Origin of the sequence: Paenibacillus sp. P13VS, assembly GCF_015143645.1 — a bacterium.
In the GTDB taxonomy this organism is placed as follows: domain Bacteria; phylum Bacillota; class Bacilli; order Paenibacillales; family Paenibacillaceae; genus Paenibacillus; species Paenibacillus xylanilyticus_A.
This window is the reverse complement of record NZ_WYEV01000009.1, coordinates 163,696-180,603: the sequence shown is the minus strand read 5'-3', so window position 1 is coordinate 180,603 and position 16,908 is coordinate 163,696. Positions and strand designations below refer to the sequence as shown.

General features: G+C 47.6%; 15 protein-coding genes. 8 read left to right on the top strand and 7 right to left on the bottom strand.

Annotation, left to right across the window (positions count from 1 at the left end):
* Positions 1-223 precede the first annotated feature (223 nt).
* Positions 224-703: a DMT family transporter gene (locus GUA98_RS22285; RefSeq protein ID WP_227779966.1), complete on the bottom strand. Its 480-nt coding sequence runs from the start codon at positions 701-703 to the stop codon at positions 224-226.
* Positions 704-714: 11 nt separating this feature from the next.
* Positions 715-1,149: a DMT family transporter gene (locus GUA98_RS22280; protein WP_227779964.1), complete on the bottom strand. Its 435-nt coding sequence runs from the start codon at positions 1,147-1,149 to the stop codon at positions 715-717.
* Positions 1,150-1,334: 185 nt separating this feature from the next.
* Here GUA98_RS22280 and GUA98_RS22275 point away from each other — a divergent pair, with 185 nt between their 5' ends.
* Both GUA98_RS22275 and GUA98_RS22270 read left to right on the top strand, forming a co-directional pair.
* Positions 1,335-2,174 (top strand): helix-turn-helix domain-containing protein, encoded by an 840-nt coding sequence (locus GUA98_RS22275; protein ID WP_193724409.1) that lies wholly within the window; start codon positions 1,335-1,337, stop codon positions 2,172-2,174.
* 138 nt (positions 2,175-2,312) lie between these two features.
* Positions 2,313-2,906 carry a TetR/AcrR family transcriptional regulator gene (locus GUA98_RS22270; RefSeq protein WP_193724408.1) on the top strand — a complete coding sequence of 198 codons (594 nt, stop codon included), beginning with the start codon at positions 2,313-2,315 and terminating at the stop codon, positions 2,904-2,906.
* A 136-nt stretch (positions 2,907-3,042) separates the two neighbouring features.
* Here the strand turns inward: GUA98_RS22270 and GUA98_RS22265 are convergent, their stop codons facing one another.
* From GUA98_RS22265 to GUA98_RS22245, 5 genes are all read right to left on the bottom strand, one after another.
* Positions 3,043-4,986 carry an NAD(P)/FAD-dependent oxidoreductase gene (locus GUA98_RS22265; RefSeq protein ID WP_193724407.1) on the bottom strand — a complete coding sequence of 648 codons (1,944 nt, stop codon included), beginning with the start codon at positions 4,984-4,986 and terminating at the stop codon, positions 3,043-3,045.
* 319 nt (positions 4,987-5,305) lie between these two features.
* Positions 5,306-6,085 carry a PHP domain-containing protein gene (locus tag GUA98_RS22260; protein ID WP_193724406.1) on the bottom strand — a complete coding sequence of 260 codons (780 nt, stop codon included), beginning with the start codon at positions 6,083-6,085 and terminating at the stop codon, positions 5,306-5,308.
* 43 nt (positions 6,086-6,128) lie between these two features.
* Positions 6,129-6,956 carry an energy-coupling factor transporter transmembrane component T family protein gene (locus GUA98_RS22255; RefSeq protein WP_193724405.1) on the bottom strand — a complete coding sequence of 276 codons (828 nt, stop codon included), beginning with the start codon at positions 6,954-6,956 and terminating at the stop codon, positions 6,129-6,131.
* Positions 6,931-8,793 carry an ABC transporter ATP-binding protein gene (locus GUA98_RS22250; protein ID WP_193724404.1) on the bottom strand — a complete coding sequence of 621 codons (1,863 nt, stop codon included), beginning with the start codon at positions 8,791-8,793 and terminating at the stop codon, positions 6,931-6,933. The genes GUA98_RS22255 and GUA98_RS22250 overlap by 26 nt, the downstream gene beginning before the upstream one ends.
* Positions 8,786-9,673 carry a cell division protein FtsQ gene (locus GUA98_RS22245; RefSeq protein WP_193724403.1) on the bottom strand — a complete coding sequence of 296 codons (888 nt, stop codon included), beginning with the start codon at positions 9,671-9,673 and terminating at the stop codon, positions 8,786-8,788. Before GUA98_RS22245 ends, GUA98_RS22250 begins: the two co-directional genes overlap by 8 nt.
* A gap of 201 nt (positions 9,674-9,874) precedes the next feature.
* On the opposite strand from GUA98_RS22245, the gene GUA98_RS22240 reads away from it, so the two are divergent.
* The 6 genes from GUA98_RS22240 (at position 9,875) to GUA98_RS22215 (ending at position 16,873) form a co-directional block, all read left to right on the top strand.
* Positions 9,875-10,708 carry a MurR/RpiR family transcriptional regulator gene (locus tag GUA98_RS22240; RefSeq protein ID WP_193724402.1) on the top strand — a complete coding sequence of 278 codons (834 nt, stop codon included), beginning with the start codon at positions 9,875-9,877 and terminating at the stop codon, positions 10,706-10,708.
* A gap of 125 nt (positions 10,709-10,833) precedes the next feature.
* The gene (locus GUA98_RS22235) at positions 10,834-11,367 is read left to right on the top strand and encodes a VOC family protein (RefSeq protein ID WP_193724401.1); all 534 of its coding nucleotides are present in this window, start codon (positions 10,834-10,836) and stop codon (positions 11,365-11,367) included.
* A gap of 369 nt (positions 11,368-11,736) precedes the next feature.
* Entirely contained in the window at positions 11,737-12,645 is a 909-nt protein-coding gene (locus GUA98_RS22230) for a methyl-accepting chemotaxis protein (protein WP_227779962.1), read from the top strand.
* Positions 12,646-12,821: 176 nt separating this feature from the next.
* Positions 12,822-14,537, top strand: a complete 1,716-nt coding sequence (locus tag GUA98_RS22225) for a spore germination protein (RefSeq protein WP_193724400.1) — start codon at positions 12,822-12,824, stop codon at positions 14,535-14,537.
* A 36-nt stretch (positions 14,538-14,573) separates the two neighbouring features.
* Complete coding sequence (locus tag GUA98_RS22220) at positions 14,574-15,674, top strand: GerAB/ArcD/ProY family transporter (RefSeq protein ID WP_193724399.1); 1,101 nt, start codon at positions 14,574-14,576, stop codon at positions 15,672-15,674.
* Complete coding sequence (locus GUA98_RS22215; protein WP_321573906.1) at positions 15,671-16,873, top strand: Ger(x)C family spore germination protein; 1,203 nt, start codon at positions 15,671-15,673, stop codon at positions 16,871-16,873. Before GUA98_RS22220 ends, GUA98_RS22215 begins: the two co-directional genes overlap by 4 nt.
* Positions 16,874-16,908: the final 35 nt, after the last annotated feature.

The window sequence follows — 16,908 nt, the reverse complement described above, 5'->3', positions numbered from 1 at the left end:
CTTGTCCGAATACGTTTTATACTTTTGCCCTTTAATCGCCATAAAAAATGCACCCCCTAGAATTTCATCGGCTAAACCCAGGGGTTTTTCCAATGTCTATTCTAAGGGGTGCGCTTCACCATACCAGTGTGCTCTTCTTTCTTTGTTTTCCCGTATAGGGATGTTACCACAATCTAAAGATGCCTGATCATCGAGAAATACAGGAGCCTGTCCTTCTTTTTACTCATTTCCTTTGTAACTGTGACGCTTGAGCTTCATCATTTTTTTCACTGAAAATTAAAGCTAGTGCAGCGAGCATCAAGACGAGAGAGACAGCCCGCTGCCAGGAGAACTCAATGAGCTCACTGCCGAACAGCCCCGTTGCATCGATAATAAAACCGGCAACAATCTGACCCACGATTGCCGTAAGGTTGGCAGGTGTTACCCCGAGTTTATTCACAGCAAAAGTCGATAGGAACAGATATCCAAAACCCATGAACACCGCAGAGAGCTGCAATTTGGGTGCATGAAGCAGGTCGAGCAGGTGCCCACTGCCAAAAAAGTTAATCAGCACGGCGAGAATCAGTGTACCTGATGCAAAAGTGAAAAATACGGTCTCCAGCAGGCCGATATTACGGCTAATGGTACCATTAATGGAGGACTGTGCACTAAGCACTGCTCCACCGATCAAAGTAACGATAACAATCAATAAACCTATGCCCATGGTGATCCTCCTTAAAATAAAGTTAGAGCCAGCGCACCCAGCATCAATACCAAGGCGGCAATGCGTTTGCTCCCAACCGGTTTGCGGTTGCTCCCCAGCCATCCGTAATGATCAATCAGAATGCTGGTTACCATCTGTCCGACAACAATGGCAATCATGGAGATTCCTACGCCCACAATCGGAACACCAATGACCAAGGTCAGCAGGTAGATCACCCCGAGCAAACCACCAAGGAGGTTCCATTTTGGAAACTTGGTGATGGCAGAGAGGTTTCCTTTGCCGAAGAAAATCAACAAAATCAGTGAGATGATCGCACCCATGAAGAAATTATAAAAATCAGCTTCCAGCGTGCCGACTTGTTCCCCAAGTTTGCCATACAGTGCCCCCTCAAAACTTAGAAGAGCTCCTGTCGCAATGGCGATAATATAAAAAATCAGCTTTTTCAATTGATCTCGACTCCTTGAAATGTGATTAATTTGCAGGTGCATGACCCATCATAAGAAATTGGAGAGGCGAAGACAATGAAAGATCTTGCTTTGTTTTTCTGAAAAATTATAGATCTTGCTGTAGTAAACAGGGTATAGTAATACACTTAGAGAGTGATCAAGTATGGATACAGGAGGAGACAGCAATGAACGAGACAAGAAAAGAAGCGTCCTCCCGATTGCTGTACATAGGCAGAGTCAACGGTAATCCCAATTGGAATTTCCCAAGCCACATGCATGAGGATATCACTGAAATTGTCTATGTGTCTGATGGGGAAGGCATTATTAAAATTAACGAACATCCCTATGCGGTGCAAAAAGGCGATCTGTTAATCTACAATCAGGGTGTCATTCATGAGCAATGTACCTCTCCGGTCTGTCCACTCAGCCTTTATTATTGTGGAATAGCCAATATCTATACAGACGGGTCAAGGGGAGAACACATCATTTCCGAAAACGCCTCTCCGTATATCAAAACGGAAGCGTATGCTGACAGAATCGGCGAGCTGCTTGACTTCATGTATGAGGAATCGTCCAATCAACAGGCAGGTTATGAGCAAATCTGTGAAGGATTGCTGGGTGCACTGCTTGCCTTAGTACAGCGGTTGGTTCAACCGAATGTTTCACGGAAGCAGGATTCGGATCACCTGGCTGTGCGGATCAAGGAATATCTTGATGAGAACTACCTGCAGCACTTGAAACTGCAGGATATCGCTGCGCATTTTCATATGAACCCGTACTACTTGTCCCATGTGTTTAAGCACAAGTATGATGATTCCCCAATCCGTTACATTGTCTATAGAAGAATGGGAGAAGCAAAGTGCCTGCTGACCAAGACAGACATGAAGGTGAGTGAGATTGCACATGTTTTGGGCTATCAGAATGCAAATTATTTCACCATTCTGTTCACCAAGACGATGGGTGAATCGCCTACTCAATATAAGAAAAATGAACGTTCAGAACGCGTCGATCTAACAGAAACGTAAACCTAATGCTATAAGCATAGGGGGAGTGAACACCCTGCTCTACGTCATTAACTCATCATGGTGATGTTATGTATAATTAGAGGAAAGCCTAACGTCAAAGGCAGGCAAGTGTAAATAGTGAGGGGGCAGGGGACTGGATTGCGAAAACAAGGGGTTATCGGGAAAGAGAGCAGACTGCGACTATTGGAGGCTGCGACACAGGAATTCGCGTTAAATGGATTCTATCAGACGAAAATAAGCTCCATCGTAGCGCGTGCAGGGGTAACGCAGCCTGCATTTTATCTTTATTTTGAGAGCAAGGAAGCTGCTTTTGCAGAGCTTATTGATGGTTTTCGAAATGGACTAATCCAGGTTGTTCGGGATAGTCATATCGAGGCAGGGAAGAACAGGGACGATCTCAAGGAAGCCGTCGTGGAATCATTGAGTCAGATCTACCGTTATCTCGGGGAGAATCCGGCGCTGACCCGGATTGGGCTGTATCAGTCCGCGGAGTCGGTGAGAATCAAAGCCGAAATTGCGGGTTTGATGGAGCAAAATTTGATTGCAGAACAACAAGCCGGATATTACAGGCTGGATCTGGATACGGTTTTCTTCGCCGAAGCTTTGGTGGCCATCGTGGAGCGGTTAACACTGATCAAGCTGCTGCCGGGGCACGAAACGCCATCCAGGCTTGCTCGGATCACGCAGGATCTGTTTTTCTACGGAATTTTGGACACGAAGCATCGGGATTAAAATCCTATTCAATGCGCTATGCAGTTGAACCAGGCTTTTGATTTCATTATGGTTTTGCATTTGAATGATAACCTAATATGATAACACTAAGAGCCAGACTCCGAATTATCGAAGTCTGGCTCTATTCGATTTACGGTTAAACTGCGCTCGCAGCATAAAAACCAGAGCGCACGGCAGTACCTACTTTACCAATTTGCACGCAATCGCCGATAAGGCTGGTTTTGGATTCGAACTTGGCTCGAATCTGCTCTGCTACGGTTGTATTTTTTCTCATACCAAAAGCATTAATCATCGTATCTGCCTCAATAAACACCTTGGTACCCGCCGAATTCTCCGCATATAAACCATTGGCTTCAAAGGAAAGGACTTTGTGCCCTCCGAGTATGGTCACCCCGTGACTTTCTAGCATGGGCATCAGAGCTGCCCGATTAATGTACATCACATCCTGTCCCGCTTCCGGACGCATCTCCACAATGGTCACTCTTTTACCTTCCATAGCCAGCTCAAGTCCCAGGTCACATCCTGTTAAACCGCCACCCGTGATGACGATCTGTTCGCCGCGAACAAGTTCCTTCTGCAGATGCGCCTCAATTGCCCCAATGACATGCTCACTATGAATACCGGGGATTGGGGGGATGAGAGGTACAGCCCCTGCCCCAATGAAAATGTGATCGGCCGATTGGAGCGCTGGATCATCCGGTGTGATCTCATGGTTCAGATGAATATGCACATGAAGCTGCTCTAGCTGCCGTTCATACCAGCCAATCAAGGCACGCAGCTGACCTTTGAATTCAGGCGTAGCCGCACTGGTTACCTGTCCGCCAATCGCTGCCTCTTTCTCATACAAAGTAACCTCATGACCTTTGAGTGCAGCTACACGGGCTGCTTCTAGACCGGATGGACCGCCGCCTACAACGATAATTTTCTTCGGTGTCTTCGCAGGCTCGATGGTAAATCGCTTTTCATTCGCGGCCTGGATATTAACCGCACAGCTGATTTTGGTGTTGCGCTCAATAATGCGACCAATGCACTCCTCGTTACAACGAATACATGGACGGATATCTTCGCGCATATTGTTGCGCAGCTTGTTCGGAAGCTCGGCATCGGCAATGAGCGCGCGGCCGAACATGACAAAATCGGCATCGCCGGAGGCTATTAACCGTACTGCACTTTCAGGAGTATGGCTGCCCGAGTTCAGGATGGGAATGTTCACTGCTTGCCGGGCAGGTGCACACATGTAGTCCATACAGGCATCACCCAGATAGGCTGGCGGGAAAATGTAATCGATTCTCTCGTAGGAACCTGCATCGATATCTATGGCGTCCACGCCAGCACGTTCCAGAATCTGAAGCATCTCCAGACTATCCTCAACTGTACGGCCGCCTTCAAAGCGATGATCCAGCGCGCTTCGGAACAGGATAGGCATGTTAGGACCTACGGCCTTGCGAATCGCCTGAACAATCTCAACTGCAAATCGCATGCGCTTCTCGGTACTGCCTCCATATTCATCTTCACGTTTGTTCCAAATAGGGGACATGAACTGATCTATCAGATAACCGGCATGGGCATGAATCTCGATCCCATCGAATCCTGCCCGTTTCAGCCTGGCAGCCGAATCGGTAAATTGATCCATGATCGTCTGAATTTCCTCCACGGTGAGTGGATGACATAGAACCTCCGGATTATAGATCGCAGGGAGGGCCGAGGCGGATACCGGGGGCTTGCCTGAACGATCTGGCAGTGCATTACGCCCGGTCCCGCAGCTTAGCTGAGCGATAATCCGGGTACCGTAACGATGCACCGCATCCACAAGATCGGTAAGCATTGGCACGACATAATCTTTTTCAACGATGCCTTCGAGTACACCCTGCGCCAAATCTTCGGTCAGAAATTGTGCACCTAAGATGATCATGCCTGCGCCACCTTTGGCACGTTCTTCATAGTAATCAATCTCTTCGAGTGAGATTCGGCCATCGGGACCGGCAGAGTTGGTCCCCATGGGGGACATGACGATTCGATTTTTCACGTCCATACTTCCAATGTGGAAGGGGGTGAACAGCTTTTCATAAGAATGACTCATGTGGATATACCTCCTGTTGTTCTGGCTCGTGGACTTGATCAATAAATGATTCTAGAAATTTCGATTTCGCTAAGATATAGATTACTGGTGAGTAATATAATGGATAAGCTCATGGTAACCCTTTTGCATGATATTAAAAGTGAAAAAAATCACAAACATTACCATTATCCATTATGTATGATCGTGTCAACCAGTCAGTGCTGCTTGCTGCACTAATCCTAGATGAATTAGAGGGACGAGAGCAGATGGTCTCAAGGGACGGGGATAAAAAAGGCCTGCAGGAATGTATCCTGCAGGCCCAATGTATTAATACAAGCGATTAAACCTCCTGCAAGCTCGCGGCTTCGAGCTTGGCAAGACGTTTCATGACTTTCTTCAGCATTACCGAGGCTTTGACGCGAAGAGGAAGATCGGGAGAAATTTCAATGGTGTAGTGCCCGGCAGCGATCAGCTCTTTCAGTTCGGCAACAGAGGCACAAGGGCGGTCCAATACATTAAACACACTGCCGTATTGCAGACATTGGTGCGTATCACTTCCGGCCGTTACGGGTTTGCCCAGGGACTGGGCGAATGTTTCAACCTGACTGCGGCAGGTTTGGATACCGGTTTTGTACATATCTTTGGCGTTCAGGTCGAAGGCATCCAGACGTCCAAGCAGACCTGGGTCAAGCTCATACAGAGGGGTCGATTCCCGGAAAGGGTGTGCACCAATTTTGAATAGGGGCCAGGCTTCGGCTAGATCAAGCAGGTTGGCAAAGGGGATGAATGACCCCTTGGCTGTATAATTTTCCAGCCCGGCACGAACGGCAAGGATATGCTCTTTTTGACCAATGAGCAAAATATGTCCGGTCTCCTGAATGTCCACCTCCATTCCGGGAAAAATGCGCAGTCCGTCCGCGTCATAATATTCTCCGTTGTAGGGGTAGAGGCGATCCAGCGTCTCATAAACATCGTAGAAGTGGCGAGTGTTGAAATGTTCGGTAAGCGCGAGGGCGTCCAGTCCGCTGGCCTTGGCTTCGGCGACCATTTCAGTGAAGTAGTCGACGGAGAAATCAGAGTTTTTGGATAATTTGCCGTGAGTATGAAGATCAATACGCATGTCGAGACACTCCTTTTATTCCATGAATGGTTAAGTATATGAATTACAAAATTTCGTAATGTGCGCCCAGCCAGAACAGGAGGACAACATAGATGGCTGACCCGACAAGAAAACCGATATCGCTTGGGGTAATCTTCAGGTGGGCCAGCTTCAGCCGTTTCGAATCCGGATTCTTCATTCCGTAAGAGAAACCACGGGTTTCGAGTGCTTCCACAGTGGTACGGGAACGTTTGGCGGTTGCCAGCATTAACGGGAAGAAGGATATAACAAACAGTTTCATGTAGTAAACAACAAGCCTCCAGTAGAACCAGCCATGGCTGGATGGGACCTGACCTCGCAGTCTGTACGAGAGCATAATGTTGCGGAATTCACCAAACAATACGGGCAGAATGCGGTACGCATACGATAGGCTGAACGAGAATGCCGCAGGCATTCCGAGTGCCAGCAAGCCATCCCCGATTCGTTCCGGATCCATACCGGAGAAGACAGTGATGCTTGCCAGGGATACGATCGACAGCTTCAGGGTTAGGAGTAATAATGGAAATGCGGATTCCAGGTTCCCCCCGAAGAACAGCGAGATAATAAACATCCAGCCCACCTGACCGATCAGCCCCAGACATAGAATGATGATGATGAAGGGAGCAGCTCGTGACATGATGGTCGTGGTGACCATGAGCATAAACATGCCGAGCAGCACCGTACCGTTATGAACGAACCAGGGAACGATGGCAAAGAAGAGATACCAGATGAGCATGATACGCGGATCAATGCGGGACAGACTTGCATGTCCGCTGCCATATACGGTATTCATCAACTCCAGCTGAATGCGTTCAATGGATATTTTGTCAAACCAGTTGCGTACAAGCTGCATCAATGTCTTCCTCCTTGGTAAACGAATGATTCAAAAGCTTCTCCACAAATGTCTCGGGAGTCGGACAGAGTGCGGATAGACCCAGCCGATGAGATAGTTCCATCATCTGAGTAAGGGCAAGTCCGGAACGACGCAGGAGCGGCTCGTCGGCAAACACCTCGGAAGGTGTCCCATCTGCTTCAACTCGTCCATCATGCAGCACGATGACACGACTGGCCCATTGGGTAACCAGCTGCATATCATGAGTTGCGATCACGGTTGTCCGCACATGCTGATCCAGTTCATCCAATACGCCAATCAGTTCCTCTCGCGTAGCCAGGTCCAGGTTGGCGGTAGGCTCATCGAGCAGCATAAGAGAAGGTTTCATGGCTGCGCCGATCGCAAGGGTAACGCGTCGCTGTTGTCCACCGCTGAGGAGACGGGCATCCCGCTCCTGTAACGGGGTGAGCCGAAAGCGATCGAGTACATGTGCAATTTGTTCGTCGGCTCCCTTGATGCGGCGGCGTCTCAAGAAATAGGAAACCTCTTTGCGCACACTGTCTTCGATAAACATCTCGGCCGAATGTTGAAAAATATAAGCGACTCGGCCAGCCAGCTGTTCCAAGGATGAACGATGTGTGGTCTTCCCAAGCACGCTGACACTGCCTTCCTGAGGCAAACTGATGCCGGCCATGAGCCGGAGTAGTGAAGACTTACCCGCACCGTTGTTGCCCACCAGGGCGATCCGTTCTCCTTCATGGAGTGAAAAGTTAACACCACGAATAATTTCATGTTCTTTTTTGCCAAGCCCTCTATATCGCAGACGTGTATCCTTGAATTGTACGATCGGGAGAGAAGCAGTATTTGCATGCTGTTCAGAACGGGACGGTGCGTTGCTCTCCGCAGTATGGGGCTGTCTACCCTGACTGGCCAGTAGTGCGGATATCGCAGCAGTGTGCTGTTTATTAAAATAAACCGCGGCTTCCTCCACCGTAATTGGGAAAAGCTGATGATTCAGCTGCTCGGGTTGGGTTACCTGATCTCGCATCAATGATGGAGCAGCCTGAATGGCTGCACGGGTCACTTCAGGAGGTTGAATGCCCAGACGCTCTAAGTCTGCGATACGATTCAAACCTTCCTGGACTGGTAGATTCCACAGAACACGTCCTTTATCCATCAGGACCACATCCGCACAGAAGTCAGCAATAAATTCGGTATGATGCTCGATGACAATAATGGTTTTGCCGTGCTCTGTATTTAACCGATACAGGCATTCATAGATGAGTCTGGCATGCTGTGGATCCAGCTGGGAAACGGGTTCATCCACGATGAGAATGTCCGGGTCCATGGATAGTGCCCCAGCGAGTGCAAGCAGGTGCTTCTGTCCGCCGCTCAATTCCCAGATATACCGATTGTGGATGGAGTCCAGACCGCACATCGTCAGCGCACGTTCACCCAGCTCCCTATAGTTGGCCAGTCCGTAATTCAGCGGAGCAAAGCAAGCTTCATCGAGCACGGTCGGGCGCACCAGCTGATTATCAAAATCCTGATAAACATATCCAATTTTTCTGGACAGATCTGCAACACTTTGCCCGGTCGCTGAGACTCCAAGTACATGAACTTCACCCGCAAAGTCACCCGTATAGAACTGGGGAATCAGGCCGTTAAACAATTTGCACATCGTTGACTTGCCACATCCGTTGCCTCCGATAATCGCAGTGAAGCTTCCGCGGGAGAGCTCCAGGGAGGCTCCGTTCAGAACAGGTTCTTCCGAACCCGGATAGGTGAAAGTAACATCATGAATGGCAATAGCAGTATCGCATGAAGAAGCAGGATGGGAAGAGTGTGTATTAGGCATAAGGGCGATTCTCCGTACCTGAAATGGCTTTGTTTTTGCTTCGTTTTGCGCGCATGATCCAAAGTGTTACGACCGCGATGAATGCAGCAGCACCGATACTGATCCAAATCGAGGCTGAGCCGTATTGATCGGCATAGTCCGTTTCCCAAACGGCGAAGTTGATGTCCATCTCGGACAGGGATTCCGCGCCAAAAGCGATTGCGAGCAGCAGCAGACCGATCAGGAACAGCTTCGGACGGAAGAAACCGACACCTTCATATTTCATGCCAGGCTTACGAGGTTTAATGCCGAGCAGTGGCTCGATTTTGCCATAGAGAAGAGGAACAAGGTAAAGCGTAGGCAGCAGAGCGAACAGGATACCCGAGAACAATACGTCGTTCAGGAATCCAACGCCTTCAATCAGCACAACACTCTCGGCAAGTCCGGGAACGGCTTCGAGTTCTTCCACACCAATCCATACTTTGCCGATATCGACCAATGAACTTAGGAATTGATGAATGATGACCCCAGTCATGGCTGCGACGCCGACTTGCCTGCGATTGTGGGGATCACTGACCATGCGGCCTGCGACATACATTGCGAAGGAAAAGGTAATGAATTTCTCCAATTCGCCGAGTCCGCCGAATTGGCCCAGCATCAGCTCACCGAAGATGACTTCACCAAGAGCAGCACCGAGAGCGGCAATCATGGGATGGAACAGGATGCAGAGCGTTAGCGGGATAAAAGCAAAATATTCAACCGACAATTCAATGGGTCCAAGCTGCAGCTTGGGAATGAGCTCAGTAAACATGTTGGACAAGCCGTACAGTGACATGGAAAGCACAAACACCATCATTTTCTGTGAAGACGTCAGCGTATACCGCTCAGTCATCTTCTTCATCGATACATACCTCCCTGAATGTTGTTGATCATAGCCACAGTCTAGGGGCAGAGTATTAACGCAAAAGGAGAGATTTGTAAATCAATTGTAATATTTATTACAGATACAAAAATAAATGAAAAATTTATTACATAGATAAACCACTTGATCACAGGCCAGCTGGTATACTGATGGCAGAGCGAGAAAAGGAGTGAATCCGGAATGAATTTATTTGCCGAAAAAGAACAGCTATCACCTGGTCATCTGAAAATTGCCGATTTTGTTGAGCGCAACCCGGAGGAGATATTATTCATGACGGAGCAGGAAATTGCCGACAAGCTTGGAGTAAGTATAGCCACCGTTTCCCGCTTCTGGCGTGCTGTTGGATATGACAATGCCAAAGCATTCAAAATCCGGCTGCGAACCTCCGAGGACACGACACCTGCACTCAAATTAAATAAAACGATCTCTCGCATGGACACGAGCAGCCTGCCTGTGCAATTGCTGGAAGCCTCGGTATCCCATCTGCAGGAGACGTTATCACATATGAAGCAGGGAGATCTGGAGCATGCCGCTTCCATCCTTGCTGAAGCCAGAAGAGTATATATCTATGCACCCGGGCCCTCAGCCGGTTTGGCAGAGCTGCTGTCATTCCGGTTATCAAGATTTGGATTAACCGTCATCCATCTGGCTGGAAGCGGACATGAATTACTGGAGTCGCTGATGCACATGCAGCAGGAGGATATGGTCCTGCTGATGAGCTTCACCCGTCTTCTGCCGGAAGCAGAGGTCATTCTGGATTATGCCAAGGAAGTAAACAGCAAGGCCGTACTTGTGACAGACCGGGTGGATCTGTTATATGGACTCTCAACAGAATTGTCTTTCTATGTGAGTCGCGGTGCGCTGGGGGAATTCCACTCCATGGTTACGCCACTGCTCCTTGTAGAGCAGCTGGTGCTCGCTGTTGGGTTATTGCAGAAGGAGCTGGCGTTATCCAAGCTGGAGAGGCTCGCTGAACTGCGGAGCAAATATGCGGGTAAGCTGCCTCGCGGATAACTCATGGTATAGCCGTGAGTAATCTGACGTTGTTATATTGGTCCTCTTATGGTGTAAAAACATAGATAAGAGCAATTACTCCTGCTCACCAGCATGTTGAATTACATATGGAATGAGGAGATCGTATGACAACAAGAGGAATCGACCATATCGGAATTACTGTGCCGGATGTGGAACAAGCGACTGTTTTTCTGCAGCAGGCATTCGGCGCCAAACTTGTATATGACAACATTACGCCTCAGGATCCCCCACAGGAAGGTCCTGAAGCAGAACGGAAGCTAGGGCTTCGACCTGGCGCGAAGGCCACTCATATTCGGATGTTATCTGTCGGGGAGAGCGTCAGTATTGAGCTATTTCAGTTTGGAAATACCGAGCAGAATGATCCTGCCCGGGCATCAGACTTCGGTGTGCAGCATGTAGCCTTATATGTAGATCAGATGGAGAAGGCGGTGAAACGATTCACAGAGGCAGGAGGAGAGCTTCTCTCCGAGCCCAGTGCATTGTCCGGCCCAATCGAAGGCGGGAAAGGCAATCAATTTGTATATGGGCGTGCACCGTGGGGCATGTTGATTGAGCTGATCTCTTATCCGGCCGGCATCGATTATCCCCAGGATAGTGAGGATCAACGGTGGACACCTAAGGCAGAAAGAACTGATTAGAGACAGAGAAGGGCAATTCATGTTGATGTGCTGGGCGTGCTCCTTGTGAGGACTGTTTCGGATGAAACGGTCCTTTTTTTGTGCGTATTTGTCCATTTACGTGTGGACACGTTGATAATAAAATGAGGTTTAGTCCATTAAGTTTACCAAAATAAGATTATGCAAAATTTTTTTTAGGAAAAATCAAAAATAAGTGATCCAAATGTCCTCAATTGGGGTATCAATAGTAGAAGCGCTCAGAACGATTACGTAAATACATAAAAATTGAAGAAAACCGATTTCTATTTTTGAATTTTGTACAGGGATAATCTATGAAAAAATAAGCGATAAGCATGAGATTATGGGGGAAATGAAGTGCCTATAGTAGAGTTGGACAAGAAAAAAGAAGTTGTCACGGATGCACTTGTCATTAAGGCCATGGAAAAAAGTCTGGCGATCATTCGTTTTGACCTGGATCGGCGGGTAACTTATGTCAATGAGACATTTGCTCATACGATGGGATATCAGGTAGATGAAATGTACGGGATGCATCATCGGCAATTATGCTTTGCTGATTTCGCAAACAGCCTGGAGTATGAGTTGTTCTGGAACAGTATCTTTAACGGTGTAAGCTTTCAGGACAAGATCGAGCGTAAAGATGCTAGTGGCAGCTCCGTCTGGCTTGAGGCAACATATATGCCTGTCTATGATGAATCTAATGAGAGAATTCTGGGTGTCTCCAAAATCGCAACCAACATTACAAACCGTCAGAAAAACATCTCAGCTGTGGTCCACGAATTGAAAACGATGTCACATGAGATGAATGAGCATGCGGATATTGGGATGGAGCGCAGTCGTGAGCTGCTGGCCGGTATAACAGAAATTTCAGATGTTTCGGCTCAGAACCGGGCTACGTTGACTGATTTGCAGGAGCAAGCAGGCTCGATCCAAGGTGTTGTCAAAACCATTCAGCAGATTGCATCGCAGACCCAGCTGCTCGCTCTGAATGCTGCCATTGAAGCTGCCCATGCAGGTGAGTACGGGCGTGGGTTCGATGTTGTAGCCAAGGAAGTGAGAAAGTTGTCTGCCATGGTGACGGATTCGATTAATGAAATCCGCGATAGCGTGAAAGGCATAACCAAAGAGATTCAGAACATTTCCAGCGGAACTCAGAAAGTAGAAGCGTACGCCCAGCAAAGCCAGCAGAAAATTGCGGTAGCATTGAAGGATTTTACAGCCATTGCGGAATCTGCACAGCTGCTTGATGCCAAGGCGCAGCAAGTTACCGAGATCGTCTAAGATGCACACTCTTCTATAGATAACCTTGAACAATAATAATAACGTAGCAGGTCTCCGACACAGGGGCCTGCTTTTTTATTACGCCAAAAAAACGGGAATTATTGTGAGCCTTCGGGGAAAGAATACTCAGAAATACATGTAGGTTCACAGCATAGAGAAATGTTGGGGTGAGGGTGATGTGGTCTAAAATATTATCGTTTGTACCTGAATGGCCGATATGGGTGCAGGCTTTTTTGGTTGTAATCATTCCGCTAGTGATATTAAAAGCAGCTCGATGGATGAGCTCCTCCATTAGAAAAGGTGCATTCACGAACCCCAGTTCACAGCAGAAGCAAAGCTCAGGAGACTCTTCATCGAATGGTCCTGATCAAGCGCAGGGAACTGAATCCGGGGCATACGCGAACATCAAGCTGACGGGACACTATACCACGGATCTGATCAGTTCAAGAGAAACCTTTGGCCAGAATGCCGACGTACATATACGGGAGTTTTTCATCTATGGTACGGACACACCAGCGGCTGTCATGTATGTCGATGGTCTGGTAGATCAGGAGTTGGTCGATGACCATTTGATCACCCCTCTTATGTTAAGAGGGGTGCCCGAATTGAAACAGGATGCCTTCATCCATCCGGAGCATGCTCACCTGCTTAAGGGATATCTGAAAAATCATTTACTGCCTGTCAGTCAGGTAGAGGAAACCGAGTCATTACAGGAACTTGCTTTGGGTGTACTGTCCGGGAAAAACGCTCTCATTATTGATGGTATGCCTGGTGCTCTCCTCATTGGATCAGCCAAAGGAAAAACACGCAGTATTGAAGAGCCGTTGTCCGAAGCCTTGCTCCGTGGGCCGCGCATTGGTTTTACGGAAAGTCTCAGTGATAACACAGGGGTACTAAGGCGGTATGGGAGTAACCAGAGTCTGTTCATACAGAAATATGAAGTAGGTACACGGATAAAGAAGGATTTGGTTATTGCGTATATTCAAGATATTGCCAACCCCGAAATTGTAGCTGAGGTCCAAAAGCGAATCGAAAAGCTGGATGTAGACGCCATGCTGGAATCCGGATATGTAGAGCAACTCATTGAGGATGATCAACTGAGTCCATTTCAACAGGTGCAGAATACGGAAAGACCGGACCGGGTGATCAGTGCTTTGCTTGAAGGACGTGTTGCCATATTGCTGGACGGTACACCCTTCGCCTTAATTGTACCGACAACGTTCAGCATGCTGCTGCAATCACCTGAAGACTACTATGAGCGCTGGATTCCGGGAACCTTTCTCCGTATGCTTCGTTTTCTGGCTGCCATGATTGCCCTTCTTGCACCTGCCTTGTATATCTCGTTTATTTCCTTTCATCCGGGTCTCATTCCGACCAAACTGGCATTAACCATTATTGAGACGCGAAAAGGGGTACCTTTTCCCTCCATTATCGAAGCGCTCATTATGGAGACGGCGATTGAGATTTTGCGTGAAGCCGGCATACGTCTGCCGAAACCGATTGGACCCGCGATGGGGATCGTCGGCGGTCTCATTATCGGGGATGCCGCCGTACAGGCAGGGATTGTCAGTCCGTTTCTGGTTATTGTCGTTGCCGTTACGGCAATCTCGTCATTCTCCATTCCCACATACAGCGCAGGGATAACGCTGCGGATTCTGCGTTTTATAGGCATGTTTAGTGCAGCAGTACTTGGCTTGTACGGAGTGGTTTTGTTTATCCTGTTACTCTGCAGTCATCTTGCGCGGTTACAGAGCTTTGGCGTTCCATATGTCAGCCCGAGTGTTCCTTATAGAATATCAGACTGGAAGGACTTTCTGATAAGGGCCCCGTTGAGCATGATGAGAAAACGCCCTTACATGATGAAACCCAAAGATCAGGACCGCAAGAAATGAGGACAAGGCTATGAAACTGATGAAGAGGTGAAACCGATGAAGCCTTCCTACACACCCATAACGACCACGCAGGCTGCGATCATGATTATTAACTACATGCTGGGAGCAGGCGTCCTGACCTTGCCGCGGACTACGGTGGAAGCCGTAAATACACCAGATGTGTGGATTTCCATTATCATCTCGGGTGTAATCATTACGTTCATTGGTTTCATCATGGTCAAGCTGTGCAGGAGGTTTCCAGGAAAGACGGTATTTCAGTTTGTACCGGAGATTACCGGCAGGTGGATCGCCATGGTAATTAGTATGGCAATCATCCTGTATTTTGTCATTATCTCTGCATTTGAAGTCAGGGTGCTCGCGGAAGTGACCAATTTATATCTTCTTGAGCGTACGCCGACTTGGGCTATCGTGATGGGATTTATGTGGATCGGGATCTATCTGATTTCGGGCGGTTTGAATGCAATCGTGCGACTATTCGAGATTGTGTTGCCTATCACAATTGTTATCTTTGTCATAGCCATCCTGCTTAGCAGCAAAGTCTTTGAGATTAACAATCTGAGACCCGTGCTGGGTGAAGGATTTATGCCAGTCATAAAAGGATTGCAGCCTTCGCTCTTGGCCTATACAGGATATGAAATCATGTTTGTCATGATGGCCTATATGAAGAGTCCAGAGAAAGGATTTAGGTCCGTTATTTGGGGGACAGCTATTCCCACACTGATCTATCTCGTTACAGTCATTATGGTGGTAGGCAGCTTGTCCATTAATGGCATGAAGACTCGAACCTGGCCAACCCTTGATTTGATGCGAAGTTTTGAGATTCAGGGATTGATATTTGAACGCTTTGAATCATTACTTCTGGTCATCTGGATTATGCAGATCTTCTCCACCTTCACCGTCACACTGTATGGTGCTTCCATAGGATGTGCTCAATTGTTCAGACGAAAGGAAATACTGGGAGCCATGTTTATCTTAGTTTCCATTATCTATTTTGTTGCTTTTCTTCCAAACGACGTCAACCAGACTTTCGCACTGGGTGACTTTGTGGGAAAAGTTTCTGTTTTTCTGTTTGCCATCCTTCCAGCCCTTTTGTTGCTGTTAAGTTTTGTTCGCAAGAAAGGAGGCCAGCAGAAATGAAGATGCCTTGGAAGAAGTTGATATTGTTTTCGGTATCGCTATGCATGTTGTTTACGCAAACAGGCTGCTGGAGCAGCAAAGAGATTGAGGACCTGGGTGTCTATGTGGCTCTTGGAATTGATGTGCCTGAGCAAACGGAGTTCGAAAAGGACGTCAATGCTCATGGTGGTCATTATCCCAAAGAAAACAACATAACCGCCACGGTGCAGATTGTACCTAAGGATTCTTCCAAACCAAATAGCCAGCAAGGTTCTCCGTCAGCGGGCAAGTCCTATTTCAACGAACAATTAACGGGGGATTCACTATTAGAAATCTTCCGTCAGTTTGCTCTCCGAAGAGATCGTCCCCTTATAGGACATCACTTGAAAGTGATCGTGGTTTCGCAAGAAATTGCACGGAAATACAGCTTGGAGCAATTGCTTGATTTTGTGCTGCGAGATAACGATATCCGTCCAAGTTGTCTGGTTGTGGTGAGTGATGAGAAAGCCATTGATGCATTGCATTCCAATGATCCCAGTGAAATCCCGGCATTTTACCTGACAGGTCTTGTGGACAATTCATACTTGTCGAATAAAATCATGCCCGCTGTGTCACTAGCCAAGTTGGACGCAACCATGCAGTCTGGCAAAAGCTTTCTCCTGCAAAATGTTATTTCCTATAAAGGCGAACATAAATTTTCGGGTGCAGGCATATTTGACTCGAAGACAAAACGCCATATAGGAACCTTAAGCCAGGTCGATCTCGAAGGATTGTCATGGATTCAGGAAAGGCCTAGGGGTGGCGTAATTAAAACATATGAAGAACAAACCGGGAGTACCATCGTGTATGAAATTAAGCATACCAAAGGTAAAATTATCCCTACAGTGCATGGGGAAGATATCTCGTTCCATGTTAAAGTGGAATCGGAAGGGTGGTTCATGGAAGATTGGACCGTTCCCGAAGCCTCGGGAGACGAAGAATATCTTCACAAATTGGAGAATGATTTTAAGAAAATCGCGGAACAGCAGGTGAAACAGGTTCTGGACAAAATGCAGCATACGTACAAAGTGGATGTTGGCGGGTTTGGCGAGAAACTGCGCATTAAATATCCCAAGGTATGGAAAAAGGTTAAACCGGATTGGGATAAGACGTTCAGTAAAATTCCAATTACCTACGATATTAAAATCAAAATCAAGAATCAGGGATCTTCGACAGAGTGATATCTGTAGGAGCAATATCTGAAAAAGTAATATTT